Source organism: Nocardia vermiculata NBRC 100427 (genome assembly GCF_001613265.1).
GTDB lineage: Bacteria > Actinomycetota > Actinomycetes > Mycobacteriales > Mycobacteriaceae > Nocardia > Nocardia vermiculata.
In genome coordinates, this window is the sequence record NZ_BDCA01000023.1 from 67,543 (window position 1) to 88,304 (window position 20,762).

Annotated in this window: 20 protein-coding genes; 8 read left to right on the forward strand and 12 right to left on the reverse strand. The window is 67.4% G+C overall.

All coding sequences use genetic code 11. The annotated features are described in order from the left end of the window. Positions 1–26 precede the first annotated feature (26 nt). Positions 27–179, forward strand: coding sequence for a CG2302 family histidine operon protein (locus NV2_RS31760; RefSeq protein ID WP_168436152.1), 153 nt, complete (start codon positions 27–29; stop codon positions 177–179). A gap of 141 nt (positions 180–320) precedes the next feature. On the opposite strand, the gene NV2_RS22745 is transcribed toward NV2_RS31760, so the two are convergent. The 6 genes from NV2_RS22745 to thiO form a co-directional block, all read right to left on the reverse strand. After that, the gene (locus NV2_RS22745; protein WP_373863611.1) at positions 321–1,181 is read right to left on the reverse strand and encodes an adenylate/guanylate cyclase domain-containing protein; all 861 of its coding nucleotides are present in this window, start codon (positions 1,179–1,181) and stop codon (positions 321–323) included. A 502-nt stretch (positions 1,182–1,683) separates the two neighbouring features. Continuing rightward, a complete protein-coding gene (locus tag NV2_RS22750; RefSeq protein ID WP_067878051.1) occupies positions 1,684–2,445 on the reverse strand; it encodes an ABC transporter permease in 762 nt (253 codons plus the stop codon). Further along, a complete protein-coding gene (locus tag NV2_RS22755; RefSeq protein WP_067878054.1) occupies positions 2,445–3,416 on the reverse strand; it encodes an ATP-binding cassette domain-containing protein in 972 nt (323 codons plus the stop codon). Before NV2_RS22755 ends, NV2_RS22750 begins: the two co-directional genes overlap by 1 nt. A gap of 144 nt (positions 3,417–3,560) precedes the next feature. Further along, positions 3,561–4,319: a thiazole synthase gene (locus tag NV2_RS22760; protein WP_067878056.1), complete on the reverse strand. Its 759-nt coding sequence runs from the start codon at positions 4,317–4,319 to the stop codon at positions 3,561–3,563. A gap of 4 nt (positions 4,320–4,323) precedes the next feature. Beyond that, positions 4,324–4,566 carry a sulfur carrier protein ThiS gene (gene thiS / locus NV2_RS22765; RefSeq protein ID WP_373863609.1) on the reverse strand — a complete coding sequence of 81 codons (243 nt, stop codon included), beginning with the start codon at positions 4,564–4,566 and terminating at the stop codon, positions 4,324–4,326. Then, positions 4,563–5,636 carry a glycine oxidase ThiO gene (gene thiO / locus NV2_RS22770; RefSeq protein WP_067878168.1) on the reverse strand — a complete coding sequence of 358 codons (1,074 nt, stop codon included), beginning with the start codon at positions 5,634–5,636 and terminating at the stop codon, positions 4,563–4,565. Before thiO ends, thiS begins: the two co-directional genes overlap by 4 nt. Before the next feature lie 147 nt (positions 5,637–5,783). On the opposite strand from thiO, the gene thiE reads away from it, so the two are divergent. Next, entirely contained in the window at positions 5,784–6,518 is a 735-nt protein-coding gene (thiE, locus tag NV2_RS22775; protein ID WP_373863610.1) for a thiamine phosphate synthase, read from the forward strand. 20 nt (positions 6,519–6,538) lie between these two features. On the opposite strand, the gene NV2_RS31020 is transcribed toward thiE, so the two are convergent. Next, a complete protein-coding gene (locus NV2_RS31020) occupies positions 6,539–7,237 on the reverse strand; it encodes an NUDIX hydrolase (protein ID WP_084475298.1) in 699 nt (232 codons plus the stop codon). Between the two features lie 140 nt (positions 7,238–7,377). On the opposite strand from NV2_RS31020, the gene NV2_RS22785 reads away from it, so the two are divergent. From NV2_RS22785 to NV2_RS22795, 3 genes are read left to right on the forward strand one after another with little or no spacing between them, the layout of a single operon-like run. Next, entirely contained in the window at positions 7,378–8,727 is a 1,350-nt protein-coding gene (locus tag NV2_RS22785; protein WP_067878059.1) for a GlnX family signal transduction membrane protein, read from the forward strand. Next, positions 8,724–9,701 (forward strand): glutamate ABC transporter substrate-binding protein, encoded by a 978-nt coding sequence (locus tag NV2_RS22790; protein ID WP_067878062.1) that lies wholly within the window; start codon positions 8,724–8,726, stop codon positions 9,699–9,701. Before NV2_RS22785 ends, NV2_RS22790 begins: the two co-directional genes overlap by 4 nt. A 3-nt stretch (positions 9,702–9,704) precedes the next feature. After that, positions 9,705–12,227, forward strand: a complete 2,523-nt coding sequence (locus tag NV2_RS22795; protein WP_084475300.1) for a serine/threonine-protein kinase — start codon at positions 9,705–9,707, stop codon at positions 12,225–12,227. Between the two features lie 4 nt (positions 12,228–12,231). Here the strand turns inward: NV2_RS22795 and NV2_RS22800 are convergent, their stop codons facing one another. The 3 genes from NV2_RS22800 to NV2_RS22810 all read right to left on the reverse strand — a co-directional run bounded on the left by NV2_RS22800 (position 12,232) and on the right by NV2_RS22810 (position 16,065). Next, the gene (locus tag NV2_RS22800; protein ID WP_067878065.1) at positions 12,232–13,428 is read right to left on the reverse strand and encodes an acetate kinase; all 1,197 of its coding nucleotides are present in this window, start codon (positions 13,426–13,428) and stop codon (positions 12,232–12,234) included. After that, complete coding sequence (gene pta / locus NV2_RS22805; RefSeq protein ID WP_067878068.1) at positions 13,428–15,527, reverse strand: phosphate acetyltransferase; 2,100 nt, start codon at positions 15,525–15,527, stop codon at positions 13,428–13,430. The genes NV2_RS22800 and pta overlap by 1 nt, the downstream gene beginning before the upstream one ends. A gap of 73 nt (positions 15,528–15,600) precedes the next feature. Then, positions 15,601–16,065, reverse strand: coding sequence for a hypothetical protein (locus NV2_RS22810; protein WP_067878070.1), 465 nt, complete (start codon positions 16,063–16,065; stop codon positions 15,601–15,603). A 152-nt stretch (positions 16,066–16,217) separates the two neighbouring features. Between NV2_RS22810 and NV2_RS22815 the strand changes: the two genes are divergently transcribed. Then, entirely contained in the window at positions 16,218–17,015 is a 798-nt protein-coding gene (locus tag NV2_RS22815; protein ID WP_067878072.1) for an LLM class flavin-dependent oxidoreductase, read from the forward strand. Between the two features lie 113 nt (positions 17,016–17,128). Here NV2_RS22815 and NV2_RS22820 read toward each other — a convergent pair whose 3' ends face one another. Further along, positions 17,129–17,995, reverse strand: a complete 867-nt coding sequence (locus NV2_RS22820; RefSeq protein WP_157103031.1) for a hypothetical protein — start codon at positions 17,993–17,995, stop codon at positions 17,129–17,131. Between the two features lie 95 nt (positions 17,996–18,090). On the opposite strand from NV2_RS22820, the gene NV2_RS22825 reads away from it, so the two are divergent. Continuing rightward, entirely contained in the window at positions 18,091–18,600 is a 510-nt protein-coding gene (locus NV2_RS22825) for a nitroreductase/quinone reductase family protein (RefSeq protein ID WP_067878075.1), read from the forward strand. 105 nt (positions 18,601–18,705) lie between these two features. Here NV2_RS22825 and fgd read toward each other — a convergent pair whose 3' ends face one another. Next, positions 18,706–19,713 carry a glucose-6-phosphate dehydrogenase (coenzyme-F420) gene (gene fgd / locus NV2_RS22830; RefSeq protein WP_067878077.1) on the reverse strand — a complete coding sequence of 336 codons (1,008 nt, stop codon included), beginning with the start codon at positions 19,711–19,713 and terminating at the stop codon, positions 18,706–18,708. 289 nt (positions 19,714–20,002) lie between these two features. Between fgd and NV2_RS22835 the strand changes: the two genes are divergently transcribed. After that, positions 20,003–20,761 carry an HAD-IIA family hydrolase gene (locus tag NV2_RS22835; protein ID WP_067878177.1) on the forward strand — a complete coding sequence of 253 codons (759 nt, stop codon included), beginning with the start codon at positions 20,003–20,005 and terminating at the stop codon, positions 20,759–20,761. Position 20,762: the final 1 nt, after the last annotated feature.

Below are 20,762 nucleotides of genomic sequence, written 5' to 3' on the forward strand. Positions count from 1 at the left end.
ATCCCAGCGAGAGGCAAGATGGCAGGGTGTCCAATTCGATCGTCGTCGTCCTGCTCCTGGCCCTGGCCGGCTTCCTGGTCGGCGGCGCCTTCACCATGTGGAAGAACAGCCGCGTGATGGCGGCCGTACTGGGCATCTGCGCAGTACTGGCGGTCGTCGGCGCGATCACCTGGTGGTGAAGTCCGGCGGTGATATTGCAACAGCAGCTGGACAGAGGATGTGGGCGATCGCGGCGCGCATGACGACTCTGTTCGCGAAGACAACTGACACCACGCCCTGGTAACAGATCGACCAGATCGCAGCCAGCAGTCGTCGAACGCTTACCTCCCCTCCAAGCGGAAGATGCGTGTTCCCTCCGGAACACCGTTGAGTGGTGCGGCGAATACGCCGCGGCGATAGGGCTTCGGGGTGATGCCCAGTTCGGTCAAGGTGTCCGGGTGCAGGGCTTCCAGCGCTATCCCTGAGATCATCGTGTTGCCGTCGCCGCCGGTCTCCATCACCCGGGCGGCGACGGTGACGTCCACTCCCAGCCAGTCGCCACCCAATTCCCGTGGGGTTCCGGTGTGCAGGCCGGCTCGCATGCGGGGGCGGTAGCCCGCGACCTGTACGTCGGCCAGGTTTCGTTTCGCGGTGACGAGCGCGCGGACCGCGCTGTCGGGGGAGGTGAATACCGCCATGATCCCGTCGCCCATCCGTTTGACGACCTGGCCGCCGCGCTCGGCGATCGGGGGTTCGATGGCGCTGGCTACGCGGCGCAGCAGCTCGAGGGTGGCCTCGTCGCCCGCCGACAAGGACCAGCGGGAGAACGCCACCAGGTCGGTGAACAGGATCGTCACCTCTTGGTTGCCTTTGCCGCGCCCGACTCGCTCGAGCACGGCCTGCCAGACCTGGAGGGCACCGAGGCCGAGTTCCTTGGCGGCGCTGGGGGAATCGCCGACGATCTTGTCGGCGGCGCGGGCCACCGCACGAGCGCTGCCTACACCCGACAGTGACAGCGGATCGCCGAAGGACGGGTCGCCGGGCAGTTTCTCGCGGGCCTGACGGATCACGTCGATGACATCGGCGCGTTGATTGGCCGCGGCCATCCGCGCGGAGAATTGCGCGGCGCGCAGCCGACCGGACGGGCGACGGGTGCGCGACGATGTCTCGGTCTCGACTTCTTCGGCGCCCTCTGCGCCCAACGATGCGGTAATTCCCGGAACGGTCGGTTCCGCCGCATCAGGCGTGCTTTCCGGCTCAGCGTCGCGTCCGGCACCGGTCCCGCGCCCACCGGACGGTTTGCCGCGCGTACGGGGACGAGCGGGACCGGCTGTCCGGGACGCCGTTTCGCCGTCACCCGCGGGGGTATCGCTCACCTGCCGAGCGTAGCCAATGATGTCCACCTGACACCTCCCGATCGGACGGAGCGGGCACAACGGTGGGTCCGCCGAAGGGATTCGTGCTGGTCTCCTTCGCCGAGGTTACCGATCCACCGACTCGTTCGAAAGGTGCGCAGGCCCTGTTCACACAGGGTTTGCAGACAGAACACCGGCCCGCCGCACGAGCCGGGCGAGCAGCCGTGCAGCGAGCCGGTGGTCGCCGCGTCCACCGGGCAGTGGCGAACGCGACAGCAGTCCCCCGACAGGACCGCCCTCCCGTCCCGGACTTGCGAGGGTAGAACGTCCGGGACGGGCAGGTATGTGGTTATGCGTCGCGGCGGTCGGTCACGACCAGCGCGGCGCCGAAAACGACCAGGGTGAAGACGGCGAAGTAGATCAGTCCGCCCCACGGACCCCAGTGCCAGTTCGCCGACGAGCCGGAGGTGTCGTCGATGAAATGGTCGATGTTCGCGAAGGGCAGGAACGGCGTCACGTTGCGGCCGAAGGAGCCGAAGCTGCCGAGCAGTGTCTCGATCAGCAAGGGCCACAAGACGATCAACGAGATGGCCGCCGCCGACTGCCGCACCAGCGCACCCACCCCGACGGCCATGACGACGGCCAGGAAGGCATAGATCGCGGTGCCGTACAGCGCCCGCCAGTCGACTTCCGAACTCAGGCTCATTCCCAGCCCGGCGTCACCGGACAGTGGTTTGGCGATCACGTAGGCCACCAGCGCCAGCACCAGGGTCAGCACCGCGGCGTACACGCCGGACAACAGTGCCTTCGTGACCAGCACCAGTTGCCGATTCGGAGTCGCCTGGAATGTGGTGCGGATGATCCCGAAGCGGTATTCGTTGGTCACCATCAAGGCGGCCATGATCATCAGCACCATGACGCCGAAGCCGCGGACGCCGGCGACCGCACCCGCGGTGGTCATCAGCGTTTCACCTTCGTGGCCCATGCTGGCCCGCGATACGGCGGCGAACAACGCGGCCAGGCCGATGCCGAGCACGATCACGATGGCCGAGCACCACCAGGGCGAACGGGTAGTGGTGAGTTTGATTCGTTCCGCTGCGACGATTCCCATTACAGCGCACCTCCCATGGCCTGGCCGACGGTTTCCCCGTGGTACTGCACCGCACCTCCGGTCATCCGCATGAACGCCTCTTCCAGCGAGGCCTGCTGCGGTGCGAGTTCGTAGAGGGTGATGCCGTTGGCACCGGCCAGTTTGCCGATCGCGTCACTGGTCTGGCCGAGCACCACCAGTGCCTCGGGCGATCCGGTGAGGGCGGCCGCCTCGGATTCTCCGGCGCCACCGTCCTCGCGCACCGTCATCCCGTTGGAGGTGAGCAGGCTGCGTAGCGCATCGAGCTGTGGACTGCGCACGCGCACCGAGGATTCCGAGGACTTGGCGATGAATTCCTTGGTGTCGGTATCGGCGATGAGCTTGCCGCGGCCGATCACGACCAGATGATCCGCGGTCTGCGCCATCTCCGAGAGCAGGTGGCTCGACACCAGCACCGTGCGCCCCTCGGCAGCCAGGCGCTGCATGAATCGCCGGATCCACAGGATGCCCTCGGGGTCGAGACCGTTCACGGGCTCGTCGAACAGCAGCACCGGTGGATCGCCGAGCAGGCTGGCGGCCAGCCCGAGCCGCTGCGACATGCCGAGCGAGAACCCACCGGCCTTCTTGTTGGCGACCTCGGTGAGACCCACCAGGTGCAGTACCTCGTCGACCCGCTTGGCCGGGATGTCGTTCGCCGCCGCCATCCAGCGCAGATGTGAGCGGGCGGACCGGTTCGGATGCACCCATTTGGCGTCGAGCAGGGCGCCGACGGTGCGCAGCGGCTTGTCCAGTTCCCGATAGCGCTTGCCCTGGATGAGGGCGGTGCCGGCGGTGGTGGTGTCCAGTCCGAGGATCATCCGCATGGTGGTCGACTTGCCGGCGCCGTTCGGGCCGAGGAAACCGGTCACCTTGCCCGGAGTAACCGTGAACGTCAGATCCTCGACGGCAACGGTCGTCCCGAAGCGTTTGGTGAGACCTTGGCATTCGATCATGCGATCAGTCTTCCCCAGAAGTGTGCGCCGCACTATCGCTCACAGGTAGCGAGTCCGCTACGCCTGGAGGATGACGTCGCCCTGGGGATATCCCCCTGGGGACATCCGGATATCCACGCAGCAAAGTTGTGGATAGCTATCTGTTCACAATCCTGGTGAGGATGCCTGCGCCCAGAACCGCTTGGGGATACGACCCGCATGACGGGCCAGATATCCGCCGCGGACCGCCGCCTCCATCGCGGCAGCCATCCGCGCGGGCTCCCGGGCCCGGGTCACCGCCGTGGCCAGCAGCACCGCCGAACATCCGAGTTCCATCGCCAGCGCGGCATCACTGGCGGTACCGATCCCGGCATCGAGAACGACCGGCACCCCGGCGGCCTCCACGATCATCTCGATATTGTGCGGATTGCTGATCCCCAACCCGGTGCCGATCGGGGCGCCCAGCGGCATCACCGCGGCACATCCGGCATCTTCCAGGCGCCGGGCGAGCACCGGATCGTCGGTCGTATACGGCAGCACCACGAAACCGTCGTCCACCAGCTGCTCGGCCGCCGTGACCAGTTCGATGGCGTCGGGCAGCAGGGTGCGCTCGTCGGCGATGACCTCGAGTTTGACCCACTCGGTGTCGAGTGCCTCGCGAGCCAGTTGCGCGGTGAGTACCGCTTCGGCGGCGGTGCGGCAACCGGCGGTGTTGGGCAGCGGCGCGATATCCAGCCGTTTCAGCAGGTCGAGTACGCCCGTACCGCCGGCGGCGTCCACCCTGCGCATGGCAACCGTGGTCAGTTCGGTTCCGGAGGCGACCAGCGCCTCCTCCAGCACCGCGAGATTCTCCGCGCCGCCGGTGCCCATGATCAGCCGCGAACCGAACTCGCGGCCGGCGATGCGCAGTGGATCGATCGGCATCGGGTCAGCCACCCTGCACCGCCGTCACGATCTCGATATTCCAGCCACGGCCGACCTGCTCGTCCCAGCGCGACTTGGGGAACAGCGAACCGTCCACGGCCAATGCCACCCCACGGCAGGGCAATTCCAGCCGTTCGAGCAGTTCCCGCACGGTGAGCGGCTGCTCGAATTCGTGGTCGGTGCCGTTCACGGTGACGCCGACGGGGATCGCTGTGGACAGCACCGGGGACACAGAATTCGGTTTCACTGATTACCTCCTGAGGATGCGGCGGTGAAGCGTTGTGGATCGGCGGCCTTCGCCTCCGGCAGTTCACTGCCGGCCAGCAGAGCGAGTACCGCGTCCACCGTGATCGGCACGCCGAGTATGCCGTTGCGGCCGTGCCCGGTGGCCGCGACGAGGCGGTCGGACAGCCGGCCGAGCAGCGGCAGGTTGTCGGGGGTGCACGGCCGTCCGCCCGCGGCGGCCTCGGCCAGCTCGTAGTCACCGAGCGCGGGCCAGATCGCTTCCGCATCGGCGATCAGATCGCGCACTCCGGCCACGGTGACGGTGGTGTCGAATCCGGCCTCGTACTGGGTGGCACCGACCACGACTCCGTCGGCCCGCGGCACCAGATAGATCGGCCGCCCGTGCACACGGGCGCGAATGACGCGACGCGGCGGCGGCGGGGTTCCCGGTCGGCGGCGCAGGCGCAGGATCTCACCCTTGACCGGACGCACCGGCAGTCCGCACAACCGCACACTTCCGGATCCGGCGGCCAGCACGATCTGGTCGTAGTCGAGTTGGTCCACATTGTCCACAGTCTCGGTTTTAATGTGGACACCGTTCTGTTCACAAGCCTGTCGTAGCGCCCCCACCAACAGGCGGTTGTCCACAGCGGGTTCGTCGGTGGCCAGTAGTCCGGCGCGCACCGTCCGCGAGAGGCCCGCCTCGGCCCCGCGCACTCCTGCCCGGTCCAGCAACTCGAGGGCATAACCGTGGTCCGCGCAGAAATCGGCGATCGTGCGCAGATCCGCGGCATCGGCACTGTCCAGCGCGAGGGTCAGTGTCTGCTCGGCGACGAAGACGTCCACCTCGGTCGCCGCCCGCAGCCGGTCCCGGAAATCGGGCCAGCGCCGCAGCGAAGCGGCACCGAACTGCAGCAGCTCGTCCTCACCGGGCCAGCCCTCCGACAGCGGCGCGAGCATGCCGCCCGCCACCCACGACGCGCCCGACCCCGCGTCCGGATCGAACACGGTCACCGACCATCCCTGTTCGGCGGCACGCCACGCCACCGACAGACCGACCACGCCCCCACCTACGACGGCCAGACTTCGCATCACTCCACCTCGCTCGGATTCCCTGGTCGCGGCCACCGCATCGAATACGGCCACGGCCGGGAGAACGGCCTTCCCGCGCGGCCGCCATCGCTGCGGGAATGCCTACATGTTTCGCCTCTCCACGGTAGCGCGGCTACGGTCGGACACGTGCAACCGTCTCAGCATCGTTCGATCACACCGCGTGAGCGGGTGGCCCTCACACCGCGCGAGCGCCTGGCATCGGCCCGGCTGTACCTGTGCACCGATGCCCGGCGCGATACCGGCGATCTGGCTGCCTTCGCCGAAGCCGCACTCTCCGGCGGTGTCGACATCATCCAGCTGCGTGACAAGGGGTCGGCCGGCGAAGCGAAGTTCGGACCACTGGAGGCCGCAGCCGAACTCGGCGCACTCGCCGAACTGAAGGCGGCCGCCCGCCGCCACGGCGCACTCGTCGCGGTCAACGATCGCGCCGATATCGCCCTGGCCGCCGGCGCCGACGTCCTGCACCTCGGGCAGGGCGATCTGCCGCCCTCGCACGCGCGCCGGGTGGTAGGCCCCGATGTGGTGATCGGCCGTTCCACACACAACCGCAACCAGGCCGGACTGGCCGTCATCGAGGAACAGATCGACTACTTCTGCACCGGCCCGATCTGGAAGACCCCGACCAAACCGGGACGCAGCGCCGCCGGACTCGAGCTGGTGCGCTCGACCGCGGACGCACATCCGACCCGCCCCTGGTTCGCCATCGGCGGGATCGATCACGAACGGCTGCCGGAGGTGCTGGCCGCTGGAGCGAGCCGCGTCGTGGTGGTACGCGCCCTCACCGCCGCGCGCGACCCGCAGGCCGCCGCCCGCGAACTCAAGCAACAACTGCTGGAGAACGCCGCGGCCACCGATCGGTGAGCTGGTACCGGGTAGGTCGGTCAGTCCAGTACCTGTTGCAGAGTCAGTACCAGATCATCGCCGCAGCCCGCACCATTGGATTCGGTTCCGTTGCCGCCCCGGCTGATTCGTACCCGCGGCGCCGTGGAGTCGAGCGCATCCAGCCACACGAAACCACGGTCGGCGAGATCGACCGTGCGCGGCAGCAATGCGAACACCGCGGTTGCTTCCGCCGCGGAGATAGCAGCCGCGGCAGCGGAACCGTCCAGGTCCGGCCGCGCCGACGGTGCCCGCAGCCCGGGCCACGCGGCGGCGAATCCGGGGTGCAACGGCCGGTCGCAGACCTCCTCCTCGGGGACCCACGCCAACTCCTCACTTTCCTGATTCGCCGTGGTCGCGAGGGTTTCGGGCACATCGGCGACGACCGTCGTGTATGTCCAGCCACTGCCCGCGGTACTCGTCAGCCGGCTACCGCGCACCCGCACCGCACTCGGGTCAATTCCCGTTTCTTCCTGCGCTTCTCGTACCGCGGCGTGCACGCTGGTCTCATGACTGTCCCGCGCACCACCCGGCAGCGCCCACGTTCCGCCCTGATGGCTCCACGGCGCCCGGTGCTGCAACAGGATCAGCGCACCGCCGCCCCGGCGGGGTGCACGCAACAGGAGCCCGGCGGCACCGAACAATCCCCACTGCCGAGTCCCGTCGGGACTGACCAAGAAACCGTCTCCGTCACCGCGCATATTTCGCCTCGTCCCGCTCCTCGCCGACCTCACCGACCTCCCGGCACCACCATCATGACCGACACATATCGGGCGGCACCGGTACGACCACAATAAGCTCAGTCCGCACAGTGCAACCCGGCGAACGAACGGAGGTGGGTATGGCTCGGCTGGCGTATTCCCAGCTCGACGAGCTTTCCCCGCGCGCCGCGGCGGCCGCCGTGCGCAATCGAATCGACGCATCCGAGGTGCGAGCATTCGTCCGCTCCTCACCGGCCCGACTGATCGCGCTGGGCCTGCTGTTACTCGGAATATGCCTGGTCGCAGGTGCCGTCACCGCGGCCGAGGTCGGCGATCGCCAGCACGCACTGGACCGGCTGCTCAGCGCGGCCGAACCGGACGCCAACTCGGCGCAGCATCTCTACACCTCGCTGTCGGTGGCGGACGCCGCCGCCGGTACCGCATTCATCTCCGGCGGCCTGGAACCCCAACCGGTACGCGATCATTACGATCAGGCGATCGGTGAGGCAGCCGCGGAACTGGTCGCCCAATCCGCCCGGGTCGGCACCCAGGAGGCGACCGAACCCGACAACGACGCCGAGTTGCGTACCGGTATCGCCACCGAACTGCCGGTCTACACCGGCCTGATCGAAACCGCGCGCACCAACAATCGCGAAGGCCATCCGGTCGGCGCCGCCTACCTGAGCGAAGCGTCGAATCTGATGCAGGGCAGCATGTTGCCGCAGGCGGAGCGGTTGCAGGAGCATCGCTGGGCCGCGATCACCGAGACTCAGCGCGATCATGTGCGGCCTCCCTGGGCCGCGATCGGACTGCCGATCCTGGCGCTCGCCGCTCTCATCGGCGCCCAGTACTACCTGGCCCGGCGCTGGCGCCGGGTACTCAACCCGGGCCTGCTGGCGGCCTCGGGGGTGCTGCTGATCCTGTTGTCGTGGACCGTGATCGCGGGGTCGTTCTCCGCGGTGGCAACCGCGTCCGGACGAGACCACGGCGCGATTCCGGGCGACCGGCTGACCACCAGCCGCATCCTCGCCCAGCAGGCCCGCGCCGCCGAAACACTCAAACTGGTTCGGCGCGACGCCAGTAGCGATTACGACAACACCTTCGACAACTCCATCACCCGGCTCGACGACCTGCTCACCGACTACCCCACCGACGCACCGGGAGCCGGTGAGGTTCGTACCGCACACGGCGCGCTGGATCGCTGGCGCGCGGCGCACGAGCGCATGACCGACGCACTGGGCCGCGGCGATTTCCTGCAGGCCTCGAACGTGGCGATCGGCACCGGTCCGGAGCAGGCCAGTGCGGCCGTCGAAACCCTCGACACCGCCCTCGCCGACGGCATCGCGCACACCCGCCAGACGTTGCGCGACGATATCTCCGACGCTGCCCGGTCGTTGAATTTCCTGGCGCCCGGCGCACTCGTGCTGGCCGCCTTAGCCGCCGCCTTCGTGCTGGCGGGACTGTGGCCACGGTTGAGGGAGTATCGATGAACCGACACCGGGCCCGGATCGCCGCGGCGCTGATCCTGGGCATATCCGTGCTGGCAGCCGCCGGCTGCGGTGACGCACCCGCCCCACCCAGCACCGGGCAGGGCGACTACACCGCACCGCCACTGCCCGCGAACGCCGACCTCACCCCGCCGAGTACCGCCTCCGGCACCGCGGAGACCGAATGCGCCGACCCGACCGCGAGTCTGCGCCCCTCGACGGCTGCCCAGGGACCGAACCTCGATGCGGTGCGGGCGCGTGGACGGCTGGTGGTGGGACTCGACCCGGGCAGCAACCTGTTCAGCTTCCGGGATCCGATCACCGGCACCCTCGCCGGCTTCGATGTCGATATCGCTGCCGAGATCGCCCGCGATCTGCTCGGTGATCCCGGGCTCGTCGAATATCGCATCCTGGGGTCGGCGGACCGCGAGAAGGCGCTGCAGGACCACACCGTCGACGTGGTGGTCAAGACGATGACCATCACCTGTGACCGCCGCGAGCACGTGGACTTCTCCACCACCTACCTGATGGCGCATCAGCGGGTGCTGGCGCTGCGGGATTCGGGCATCGGCTCGATGGCCGATCTGGCGGGTAAGCGGGTGTGCACGGTCGGCGGCACCACCTCGCTGGACCGGCTGCATCGTATCCAGCCGCAGGCGGCGATCATGACCGTGCCGACCTGGGCGGACTGTCTGGTGGTGTTGCAGCAGCGGCAGGTCGACGCCGTCAGTACCGACGACGCGGTGCTGGCAGGGCTCGTCGAACAGGACATCTATGCCGAGGTCACCGGTCCCCCACTGAGCGACGAACCGTACGGCGTCGGCATCCCCAAGGGAAACGACGATATGGTGCGTTTCGTGAATGCCACCCTGCAGCGGCTGCGCTCCGACGGCACCTGGGACCGGCTGTATCGACAGTGGTTGGAGCACGCACTCGGACCGACGCCGGAACCGCCGGAACCGATCTACCGGGACTGAACCATGTCCGAACAGCTCTACCCTTCCGAACCCGAGGACCAGCCGACGGAGCTCACCCCGGTCACCGGCGCGGACGAGGAAGTGACGCAACCGCATGCGCGGGCCGGTATCGAGCCGGTCGGCACCCAGCGCGCACCACTGCCGACGTCCGCCACCGAATTCACGGGGACGGGCACCGCGACAACGGAAGCACCGGGACCCGAAACCTCCGCGACAGGATTCGCCGGGCCCGGCACCGCGACGACGCACGCCGCAGGACCGGAAACCACCGCAGCAGGATTCGTGGGGCCCGGCACCGCCACCACGGGTACTGCCGGGCCGGAAACCTCGGCAGCGGAATTCGCGGGGCCCGAGGACTCCGCGCCCGCACAGCTTTCCGAACCGAGCCGGCCCAGCGGTCGCAGCGGTCGCACGGTGCGGACACGGCCCACCACTCGCCGCCTCGGCGCCGGCTTGGTGCCGATCCCCATTGTGCCGCCGATGGATCCGCTCACCGCCGTCCTGACCGATCCGGTGGTCGCCGAAGGCCGGCGCTACTGCTGGCGGTGCGGACGCCCGGTCGGGCGCAGCACACCCCGGCAGGCGGCCGCACCCGTCGGTGTCTGTGAGAACTGCGCCGCGCCTTACGATTTCCGCCCCTATCTGCGGGCGGGAGATCTGATCGCGGAACAGTACGAGATTCAGGGCTGTATCGCGCACGGCGGTCTGGGCTGGATCTATCTGGCCATAGACCGCAATGTGAGCGATCGCTGGGTGGTGCTGAAGGGACTGCTGCACGGTGGCGATGCCGAAGCGCAGGCCGTGGCCGTTGCCGAACGCCAGTACCTGGCCGAGCTGGCGCATCCGAGCATCGTGAAGATCCACAACTTCGTCGAGCATCCGAATCCGGACGGGACGCCGATCGGCTACATCGTGATGGAGTACGTCGGCGGGCGGTCCCTGCGCACCGTGCTCGACACCCATTCACATCCGGAACGGATGCCGGTGCCCGAGGCACTGGCGTACATCATCGAGATCCTGCCCGCGCTGGAGTATCTGCATTCGATCGAGCTGGCCTACAACGACCTCAAACCCGACAACATCATGGTCACCGAGGACCAGGTGAAACTGATCGACCTGGGCGCCACCGCACCGTTCGACTCGTACGGGAATCTGTACGGCACCAAAGGGTTCCAGGCACCGGAAATCGCCGAAACCGGCCCCACCGCGGCCACCGACATCTACACCGTCGGCCGCACCCTCGCCGTCCTGACGGTGAATATGCCGATGCACGCCGGCCGTTACCGCGACGGATTGCCGCTGCCCGAACAGGAACCGGTCCTGGCCCGCTACGAATTCCTGCACCGGCTGCTGCTCACCGCGACCGATCCCGAACCGCGACACCGCTTCCCGACCGCCCAGCTGATGACCGAACAGCTCTCCGGCGTGCTGCGCGAAATCCTCGCCACCGAATCGGGGACCGAGCATCCGCATCTGTCGACGCTGTTCAGTCCGCCCCGTACCAGCTTCGGCACGGACGAAATGGTCGGACAGACCGACGTATACACCGACGGTATCGTCCGCGACACCACCCTCGAGGCCATCGATATCGCCGAGGCGCTGCCGGTGCCGCTGCTCGATCCCACCGACCCGTCGGCACGGCTGCTGGCCGGCACCGTGCACTCCGAACCTGCCCACGCATTGGACTCGGTCCGTACCGCACGACAGCGGGCCGAAGCCGCGCCCGATCACACGCCGGAGAACTTCGCCACCGAGAGCCTGCTGGCCGAGGTGCGAATCCAGCTCGAACTCCGCGACCCGCTCGCGGCCCGCGCCACCCTGGAACGGCTGGAGGACCACGATTGGCGCACGGACTGGTTCCTGGGCCTGATAGCGCTGCACCAACGCGACTACGAGCACGCCTACGAACGGTTCGACGAGGTGCTGTCGGCGCTGCCCGGCGAGATCGCCCCCAAACTCGCCCTCGCCGCCACCGCCGAACTGGTACTGCAACACTGGGATTCATCGGATCCGAGTCAGTGGCGCGACTATGCGGAGAAGTTCTACACCACCGTCTGGCGCACCGATCGCAGCGTGGTGAGTGCGGCCTTCGGGCTGGCCCGCCAGCTCGTCGCCGACGGCCGGGTGGACGAGGCGGTGCGGGCCCTGGACGAGGTCCCCGCCACCTCCCGCCACTTCACCGAGGCCCGGCTCACCGCGGTGCTGCTCCTGCTGACCGCGCGCCCGGCCGGCGAACTCGACGAGCAGGTGCTGCATGTGACCGCGGCACGATTACAACAGCTGCCGGTGACCGAACACCGCGTCGCTCAACTGCGTGTTCTGGTCCTCGGCAGCGCCCTGGCCTGGCTGCAGGCCGGACACGCGCCGCGCCGCCGCGACCTGTTCGGCAAGGGATTCAGCGAGCGCGGTCTGCGCCGCGGAATCGAACGCGGCCTACGCACGCTGGCGCGCACCGCACCCGGGCGCGCCCACCGCTACGACCTGATCGATCTGGCGAACGCGACCCGCGCCAAGAGCTGGTTCTGACCGTTCAGCGCACCAGTGCCGTGGCAGCGCGCGCGATGGCCAATTCCTCGTCGGTCGGCACCACCAACACCTTCACCGCGGAGTCCGGTGTCGAGATGAACCGTGCCTCCTGCGATTTCGCATTGTTGGCGGTCTGATCCACCTCGATTCCGAAACGCTGCAATCCGGCCAGCGCATCGATGCGCACCGGTGCACTGTTCTCCCCCACGCCGGCGGTGAAGGTGATCGCGTCCACCCGGCCGAGATCGACCATATAGGCGCCGATGTAGTGACGGAGCCGGTGAATATAGACGTCGTAGGCCAGGCGCGCGGCCCGGTCGCCGGCATCGATCTTGGCGAAGAGCGCCCGGAAGTCGTTGACCCCGCTCATCCCCTTGATGCCGGAGTTCCGGTTCAGCAGTTCGTCGATGCCGTCCACATTCAGGCCGGCGGTGCGGGCCAGATGCATGGCGATACCCGGGTCGATATCGCCGGATCGGGTGCCCATCACCAGGCCCTCCAGCGGGGTGAGGCCCATACTGGTGTCGATGGCGCGGCCACCCCGGATCGCCGAGGCCGAGGCACCGTTACCCAGGTGCAGCACGATCTGGTTGTGGGTGGCCGGATCACCGCCGAGCAGCTGCGACACCCGCCCGGAAACGTATTCGTGCGAGGTGCCGTGAAAGCCGTAGCGGCGCACACCGTGTGCCGCGGCGATCTCGGCGTCGATGGCGTAGGTCTTGGCGGCATCGGGCAGGCCGTGGAAGAAGGCGGTGTCGAACACCGCGACCTGCGGCACGTCGGGCAGCATCTCGCGCGCGGAGCGGATCCCGGTGACATTGGCCGGATTGTGCAGCGGAGCCAGCATCGACAGCGCATCGATGGCTGCCACCACTTCGTCGGTGATGAGGGTGGGCTCGTAGAAGACCTCACCGCCGTGCACCACCCGATGGCCCACCGCGGACAGGTGGGCACCGGTCAGATCGTGCCCGCTGCGTTCGAACAGTCCGAATACTGCCCGGAGCCCTTCGGCGTGGTCGGCGATCGTCCCGGTGTGGTCGAATTGCTTTCCGTCACTGTGATGTTCGATGGTAACGGTATCGTCCGGCAGTTCCTCACCGATCCGCGACACCAGCCCCGACGCCATGACCGTGGCCGAGACCGGGTTCAGCAGTTGATATTTGATCGAGGAGGACCCCGAGTTGATCACCAGTACCTGCATCAGCCCTCCTGGGTTGCGCGCGGGCGCTGCTGCGCCTGCGCCTGGATCGCCGTAATCGCCACGGTGTTCACGATGTCGGCGACGAGAGCTCCGCGCGACAGATCGTTGACCGGCTTGTTGAGTCCCTGCAGCACCGGCCCGATCGCCACCGCGCCCGCGCTGCGCTGCACGGCCTTGTAGGTGTTGTTACCGGTGTTGAGGTCGGGGAAGATGAACACCGTTGCGCGCCCGGCCACCTCGGAATTGGGCAGTTTCGCACTGGCAACGGTCGGTTCGATCGCCGCGTCGTACTGGATCGGCCCCTCCACCGGCAGTTGCGCGGCCCGCTCGTGTACCAGTTCGGTTGCGGTACGCACCTTGTCGACGTCGGCGCCGCTACCGGATTCACCGGTGGAATACGACAGCATCGCCACCCGCGGGTCGATCCCGAACTGGTCGGCGGTGCGCGCGGAGGAGATCGCGATATCGGCGAGTTGTTCGGCGGTCGGATCCGGCACCACCGCGCAGTCGCCGTAGGCCAGCACCCGGTCGGCCAGACACATCAGGAACACACTCGACACCGTGGAGACACCTGGCTCGGTCTTGATGATCTCGAACGACGGGCGGATCGTGTGCGCGGTGGTGTGCGCCGCACCGGAGACCATGCCGTCGGCGATGCCGCGATGCACCATCATGGTGCCGAAGTACGAGATATCGGTCATCACCTCGCGGGCCCGCTCGACGGTCATCCCCTTGTGTGCGCGCAGCCGCGCGAATTCCGCAGCGAACTCCGCACGCAGCTCACTGGTGCGCGGGTCGAGCACCTCGGCGGCCTCGATATCGAGCCCCAGTTCCGCCGCGCGGGCCCGCACCGTCGCTTCGTCGCCGAGAATGGTCAGCTTCGCGATCTTGCGCTGCAGGACCCGGCTGGCGGCGCGCAGGATCCGGTCGTCGTCCCCCTCGGGCAGCACGATCCGGCGCGGATCCGCCCGGGCCCGCTCCACCAGCTGATATTCGAACATCTGCGGGGTGACCACCGACGGCACCGGCACCTCGATGAGTTCGAGCAGCCTCCGGGCCTCGACCCGCTGCTCCATCAACGCCAGCGCGGTATCGATCTTGCGGATACTGCTCAGCGACACCCGTCCGCGGGTATCGGCGGCGGCGCTCGCGGTATCGAAGGTGCCCAAGTGCGTGGTCAGGATGGGCAGCTTCGGTTTCAGCCCCTCCATCAGCCGGGCGATCGCCGGATTCGGCAGCAGACCACCGTTCATGATGATCCCCGACAGCGACGGGAACCCCTGTGCCTCATGGGCATTCACCAACGACAACAGCACGTCCGAACGGTCACCCGGTGCGATCACCGCGACTCCCTCGGTGAGCCGCTCCAGAATGTGCTCGGCCGTCATCCCGCCGACCATCACCGACAGAGCCTCACGCTGCAGCAGCTCCGGATCACCGGAGTACACGGTGCCGTCGATGGCCTGGCACAGTTCACTCATCGTCGGCGCGGTCAGCAACGGCACCTCGGGCAGCGTCCAGGACGGGCAGTCCAGCACCCCCATCGCGGCCCGCACATCCTCGAGCCGTTCCGGATCGCACCGGTTCACGATCACCGCCGCCGCCCGCGTGTGCTCGAGCTCCAACTCCGCCTCGCACACCCGAGCCACCTGAGCGACCTGCTCCGGACTGCGCCCGGCACCCCGCAACACCAGCAGCACCGGCGCACCGAGATTCACCGCGATCCGCGCGTTGTAGCGCAACTCGCTGGGCCCCGCGACATCGGTGTAGTCGCTGCCCACGATCACCACCGCATCGCACACCTTCGCGACCTCGTGAAACCGCATCACGATCTCACTGATCGCCGAATCCGGATCGGCATGCACCTGCTCGTAGGTAACCCCCGCCGCCTGCTCGTAGTCGATATCGGCCGTGCAGTACTCCACCAGCAGCTCGAGAATGTAGTCCCGCCCATCGTTGGACCGCGTGATCGGCCGGAACACCCCCACCCGAGGCGTCGTCGCCGACAACATCTGCAACATCCCCAAGGCCACCGTGGACTTACCGGTATCACCTTCGAGCGATGCGACGTACACGGTGGAGGGTGAACTCTGGGACATGAGGACGAGCTTAGTGAGCCGGGGAACGTGATCGATCGCACCTATAGGAAGTGACGGGCATCACCGTGCGTTTCTACTGCCGGACCGCGAGGCGCAACTCCAGCCGATCGAAGAGGACTTCGACGAGCGCGTCATGGCTCGGCTCGATTTGTTCGCGGATCCACTGATCGACCGGGTCGATAAGAAGTTCGTGGCGCCAACGCACGCCCTGTCCCGGTACGTCGCCGATCACGAATTCGTGCCACCCCGCAATCGGAGCCTCGCGGGTGAACGCGAACCTGACCCGCCGACCGACCTCGTGCTCCACCACGGTGTAGCGCACCGGACCGTGACCACCGGTACTGCCCGGCTCCAATCCACGGTCCAATTCCAATCGGCGAAGATCGAACGGCCACACCGACGTTTCCGGCTCAAGGATGCCCTCGAGCAGTTCCGACGAGAGGTCCAGCGAACCCGCCACGACTCGTTCGTGCACATTGATCAGCCGTTGGCCGCTGACGACACCGTATTTCGATCCTGAGAATCGCTCCGAGCCCATGACCGAAACCTAGCGACTTCGGCCTCAGAGCGCGTCCTCGATCCATCCAGACGGCGATATCCGCGAGTGGTCCGACATTGTGGTGGCAGCAGTGCACCGACCGCGAACTCGCGGCCAGGAATAATCGGCCGTGCACCGGCGCTCCCACCCCCATGCAGCTGGGTACCTTCCTTCCGACCTCAACGCCCGATCCCGAACACCCGATCCTCGGGGATGTCGCCGGCGCCGCTCGGTTCGCCGAGGAGGTGGGGCTGGATGTGGTGTGGGCTACCGATCATCTGGTACCCAGTGCACCGATGGTGGACAGCACCGTCACCTTGGCGACCGCGGCAGCGGTGACCGAGCGGATCGGGATCGGGTACGGGGTCATGCTGCTCGCGTTGCGGCCGGCGGCGTGGGCTGCCAAGCAGATCAGCTCGCTGCAGTACACCTCGGGTGATCGGCTACTGCTCGGGGTGGGAACCGGGAATCCGGTGCACGGCGATATCGCCTGGCGGGCAGCGGGTTTGCCGTTCGACAAACGTGGGCGCGATACCGATAATTCGCTTCGGGTCCTTCCCGACCTGATCTCGGGACGGGCCGCGACATTGCCGGACGGGACCGAGGTGACGCTCGCACCGGGATCTGCTGTGCCGCCGATCCTCGTGGCGGGCAACGGGCCTCGCGCCATGCGCCGCGCGGCAGAATTCGCCGGGAGCTGGCTCGCGATCGGACTCACCCCGGACGAGGCGAGCTCCGCGAGAAAGCAACTGACCGAATTCGCCGAGACCTACGATCGCCCCGCACCCACGGTATCTGTGATCACCCAACTGCCGGCCGATCTCGCGCAGGCCACCGACACCCTCGCCGCCTACGCTGCCGCCGGCGTCGAGCACCTCATCGCACCGCCCGCGGATTCGGATTGGCACGCCGGATACGAGTTCGCAGCCACCGCGCGCTCGGCACTATAGGACCGTTCGACGACTGCTACGGGGCAGAGCCAAACGCATAGTTCCGGTCCAGCGGACCGGTCGTGCGGGCTCCCCGTGTGAAGGTCATCGGACGGATATTTGGACCGTAATCTTCAGTCCAGCAAATCGCGGGCCTGATTGATCTCCAAAGAGTGGCGCAACCACTTCTGTAGTTGATCCAGGTCCTCGCACGACATGACGGTGTCGCGTACCTCGTCGGGTACTTCGATCCCGCGGGCGTCCAGGACGGTCAGGATCGACCTGGCTTCGCCTTTCGCTTCGCCTTCCGCGAGGTACTTGCGCGCGAAATCGCTGGTGAAGTTGTAGTCGTGCAGACCGGTGGACATAAAAGCCTCCCAAGCAGGACGAACAGCGCGCGGCAGCATCGTCAGGATGAAGTCATGGTATCGCAGGGCAGGATCGTCTCCGAGGGTCCGAAAGCCGACGGCCAGTGCCGACCAGATCTGGATGTGCTCGGGGTGGCGCGGATGGGCAATTGCGGACAATACGGCCAGCTCCGGCAGTTCGGCGGCAACCTCCGGATCTGTGACCACCGGGACCGCCGACGGGTCCAACACCATCGGGGTGAACGTGGTCGGCGGGTTGCCGAAACCGAAGTCCAGCGGCTTGGCCGCCCACTTGGCGGTCCGTGCGTCGGTGCATACCACCAGCAGTATCACCGGACATTTCATACGCGCACGTAGAGACGACGTATACACGGGCCAAGCCCACGGCTTATCCGGATCGGGCCGCCGTTGTACCTCCACCACGACCGCCAGCACCGACCGACCGCCGCGCCGGAATGCCAGGACCGCGTCGGCGTAGTACTCGGTGGGTGCTACCACCGCCGCCCGCTCCGATTGGGGTTCCACCGTCTCGTAGTCGGGTAGCTCGTAGCCGAGCGCAGAAAGGAGCCAGGCCACCAGAGCCGGCCGGTCCGTGAACATATCGATGACCACTTCATGTGGGGTCGATGGCATAGCGTGGACCGTAGCGCCGGGTACCGACAGGACCTGTGCCGGTCGGGTTCCGCGGGCTGCGGTAGGGGGCGCATACACCTGCCTACAATTCCCCCATGACAGCGCAATTTCCGAACCGGCAGTGGGGTTCGCGGACCGGGGTGCTCGGGCGTACGGCGAGTGCTTTCGCGGCGACTCGGATCGGTTCTGCGGTGGTGCGGACGTTGACTCCGCTGGATCGAAAGCTGTTGCAGCGCACCGATGCTCGATACACCGTGCTGGGGCCGATCGGGGTGCCGATCATTCTGCTGACCACTACCGGGCGTAAGTCGGGGCAGCCGCGGACCTCGCCGCTGCTGTATGTGCACGACGGAGACACGCTGTATGTGGTCGGTAGTAATTTCGGGCAGGCGCATCATCCGGCGTGGACCGCCAACCTGCTGGCGCATGCGGAAGCGTCGGTGACCATTGCGGGGCAACATATTCCGGTGCGAGCGCGGCGGCTCGACGACGCCGAGCACAAGCAGCAGGTGTACGACCGCTTCATCGAAACCACCGAGGCATACGCCGCGTACCGCGACCGCACCACCCGCGACCTGCGCATCTTCGCCCTCACTCGCGTCTGACCGGAGTCAGGGCTCGGTTGCGCGTTTCACCGGTGGCGACAGCACACGTCCGCCCGGACCGATGTGGCCCGGGCGGACGTGGTGGTTCCCGAAAACGAGCGCGAATTACAGTGCGCGCAACCGCGGCGCCAGGTCGCGGGCGAACAGGTCCAGGAAGCGGCGCTGGTCGTGACCGGGGGCGTGGAAGACCAGGTGGTTGAGGCCGGCGTCCAGGTAGGGCTTGATCTGCTCGACGGCCTGGTCGGGATCGCTGGCGACGATCCAGCGCTTGGCGATCTGCTCGATCGGCAGGGCGTCGGCGGCGGCTTCCATCTCGATCGGGTCGGTGATGGAGTGCTTCTGTTCCGGGGTCAGCGACAGCGGGGCCCAGAAGCGGGTGTTCTCCAGTGCCTTGTCCGGATCGGTGTCGTAGGAGATCTTGATCTCGATCATCCGGTCGATATCGTCGAGGTTGCGGCCGACCTTCTCCGCACCTTCCTGCACGGCGGGCATCAGCTTCTCGGTATAGAGCTCCATACCCTTACCGGAGGTGCAGATGAAACCGTCACCGGCGCGTCCGGCGTAGCGCGCGACGACCGGGCCGCCCGCGGCGATGTGGACCGGGATGCCGGCCGGCGGGGCGTCGTAGATGGAGGCGCCGACGGTGTTGTAGTACTGGCCCTCGAAATCGACGCGTTCGCCGGTCCACAGCGCCCGCATCAGCTCCACCGACTCACGCAGCCGGGCGAAGCGTTCCTTGAACTCCGGCCAGTCCCCCTTGTATCCGGTGGCGATCTCGTTGAGTGCCTCACCGGTGCCCACGCCCAGCATGACCCGTTCCGGGTACAGCAGGCCCATGGTGGCGAACGCCTGGGCGATCACCGCGGGGTTGTAGCGGAAGGTGGGGGTCAGCACGGAGGTGCCGAGCTGAATACGGGAGGTGCGCTCACCGACCGCGGTCATCCAGGCCAGCGAGAACGGGGCGTGCCCGCCCTGATGCCGCCACGGCTGGAAGTGGTCGCTGACGGTCGCGCTGTCGAGCCCGTGCTCTTCGACCAGGACGCCGAGCTCCACCAGCTCCCGAGGTCCGAATTGTTCTGCCGACGCCTTGTACCCGAGCTTGAGAGAACTCACTGCGCCACTCCTGTTCGCCGTCACGTGCCTGCCTGTGCAGGGCCGCTCCCGGGGGAGACGCCCCACGTCGACCGAGTGCAGCGCCGGCCCGGTGTCCGGAATTCCACACCGCAGCGGGCTGCGAATTCCACACCGGGTGGGCTGCGATCGCCCTCCGACCATAACCACAGCCGGTTCGCCACGCGTGTGCGGAGCCTCATCCAGCGGTCGCCACCTATCAATACACCCGATAGCTCACAATTGGCTGGTGACTTCCGACAACGAACCGATCCTGTCCTATCTGACCGATATGGACGGTGTACTCGTGCACGAGGACCACCTGATCCCGGGCGCCGACGACTTCCTGGCGGAACTCGCCCAACGAGAAATCCCCTACCTGGTCCTCACCAACAACTCCATCCGGACCCCGCGCGATCTGCAGGCCCGCCTGCGCCGCATCGGACTCGATATCCCGGCCGCCTCGATCTGGACCTCGGCGACGGCCACCGCGACCTTCCTCAACGAGCAGCGTCCGGGCGGAACCGCTTATGTGGTGGGCGAATCGGGGCTCACCACGGCACTGCACGAAATCGGCTACGTCCTCACCGACAGCGACCCCGATTACGTGGTGCTGGGTGAGACGCGCACCTATTCGTTCGAGGCGATCACCACCGCGATCCGGCTGGTGGAGCGCGGTGCCCGGTTCATCGCCACCAACCCGGACGCCACCGGCCCGTCGCGCGAGGGCCTGCTGCCCGCGACGGGATCGGTTGCGGCACTGATCACCCGGGCGACCGGCCGCGACCCGTACTACGTGGGTAAACCGAACCCGTTGATGATGCGTTCGGCGCTGCGGCGCATCGGTGCGCATTCCCAGTCCGCGGTGATGATCGGGGACCGGATGGACACCGATGTCATCGCCGGGCTCGAGGCCGGAATGCGCACCGTGCTGGTGACGTCGGGGATCTCCACCCGCGCGTCGATGGACGCCTACCCCTACAGCCCGACGGTGGTCATCGACTCGGTGGCGGATCTGGTGGGACGCACCGAGAATCCGTTCGCCGGGTGAA

What these genes read in the sequence shown, in the direction of transcription:
- NV2_RS22825 (WP_067878075.1), top strand. Translation starts at nt 18,091, where the DNA reads ATGACAGCGCAATTTCCGAACCGGCAGTGGGGTTCGCGGACCGGGGTG.
- NV2_RS22760 (WP_067878056.1), bottom strand. Translation starts at nt 4,319, where the DNA reads ATGCCGATCGATCCACTGCGCATCGCCGGCCGCGAGTTCGGTTCGCGG.
- pta (WP_067878068.1), bottom strand. Translation starts at nt 15,527, where the DNA reads ATGTCCCAGAGTTCACCCTCCACCGTGTACGTCGCATCGCTCGAAGGT.
- NV2_RS22750 (WP_067878051.1), bottom strand. Translation starts at nt 2,445, where the DNA reads ATGGGAATCGTCGCAGCGGAACGAATCAAACTCACCACTACCCGTTCG.
- NV2_RS22810 (WP_067878070.1), bottom strand. Translation starts at nt 16,065, where the DNA reads ATGGGCTCGGAGCGATTCTCAGGATCGAAATACGGTGTCGTCAGCGGC.
- NV2_RS22835 (WP_067878177.1), top strand. Translation starts at nt 20,003, where the DNA reads ATGGACGGTGTACTCGTGCACGAGGACCACCTGATCCCGGGCGCCGAC.
- NV2_RS22795 (WP_084475300.1), top strand. Translation starts at nt 9,705, where the DNA reads ATGTCCGAACAGCTCTACCCTTCCGAACCCGAGGACCAGCCGACGGAG.
- NV2_RS22820 (WP_157103031.1), bottom strand. Translation starts at nt 17,995, where the DNA reads ATGCCATCGACCCCACATGAAGTGGTCATCGATATGTTCACGGACCGG.
- NV2_RS22800 (WP_067878065.1), bottom strand. Translation starts at nt 13,428, where the DNA reads ATGCAGGTACTGGTGATCAACTCGGGGTCCTCCTCGATCAAATATCAA.
- NV2_RS22790 (WP_067878062.1), top strand. Translation starts at nt 8,724, where the DNA reads ATGAACCGACACCGGGCCCGGATCGCCGCGGCGCTGATCCTGGGCATA.
- NV2_RS22815 (WP_067878072.1), top strand. Translation starts at nt 16,218, where the DNA reads ATGCAGCTGGGTACCTTCCTTCCGACCTCAACGCCCGATCCCGAACAC.
- thiO (WP_067878168.1), bottom strand. Translation starts at nt 5,636, where the DNA reads ATGCGAAGTCTGGCCGTCGTAGGTGGGGGCGTGGTCGGTCTGTCGGTG.
- NV2_RS22785 (WP_067878059.1), top strand. Translation starts at nt 7,378, where the DNA reads ATGGCTCGGCTGGCGTATTCCCAGCTCGACGAGCTTTCCCCGCGCGCC.
- NV2_RS31020 (WP_084475298.1), bottom strand. Translation starts at nt 7,237, where the DNA reads ATGCGCGGTGACGGAGACGGTTTCTTGGTCAGTCCCGACGGGACTCGG.
- NV2_RS22755 (WP_067878054.1), bottom strand. Translation starts at nt 3,416, where the DNA reads ATGATCGAATGCCAAGGTCTCACCAAACGCTTCGGGACGACCGTTGCC.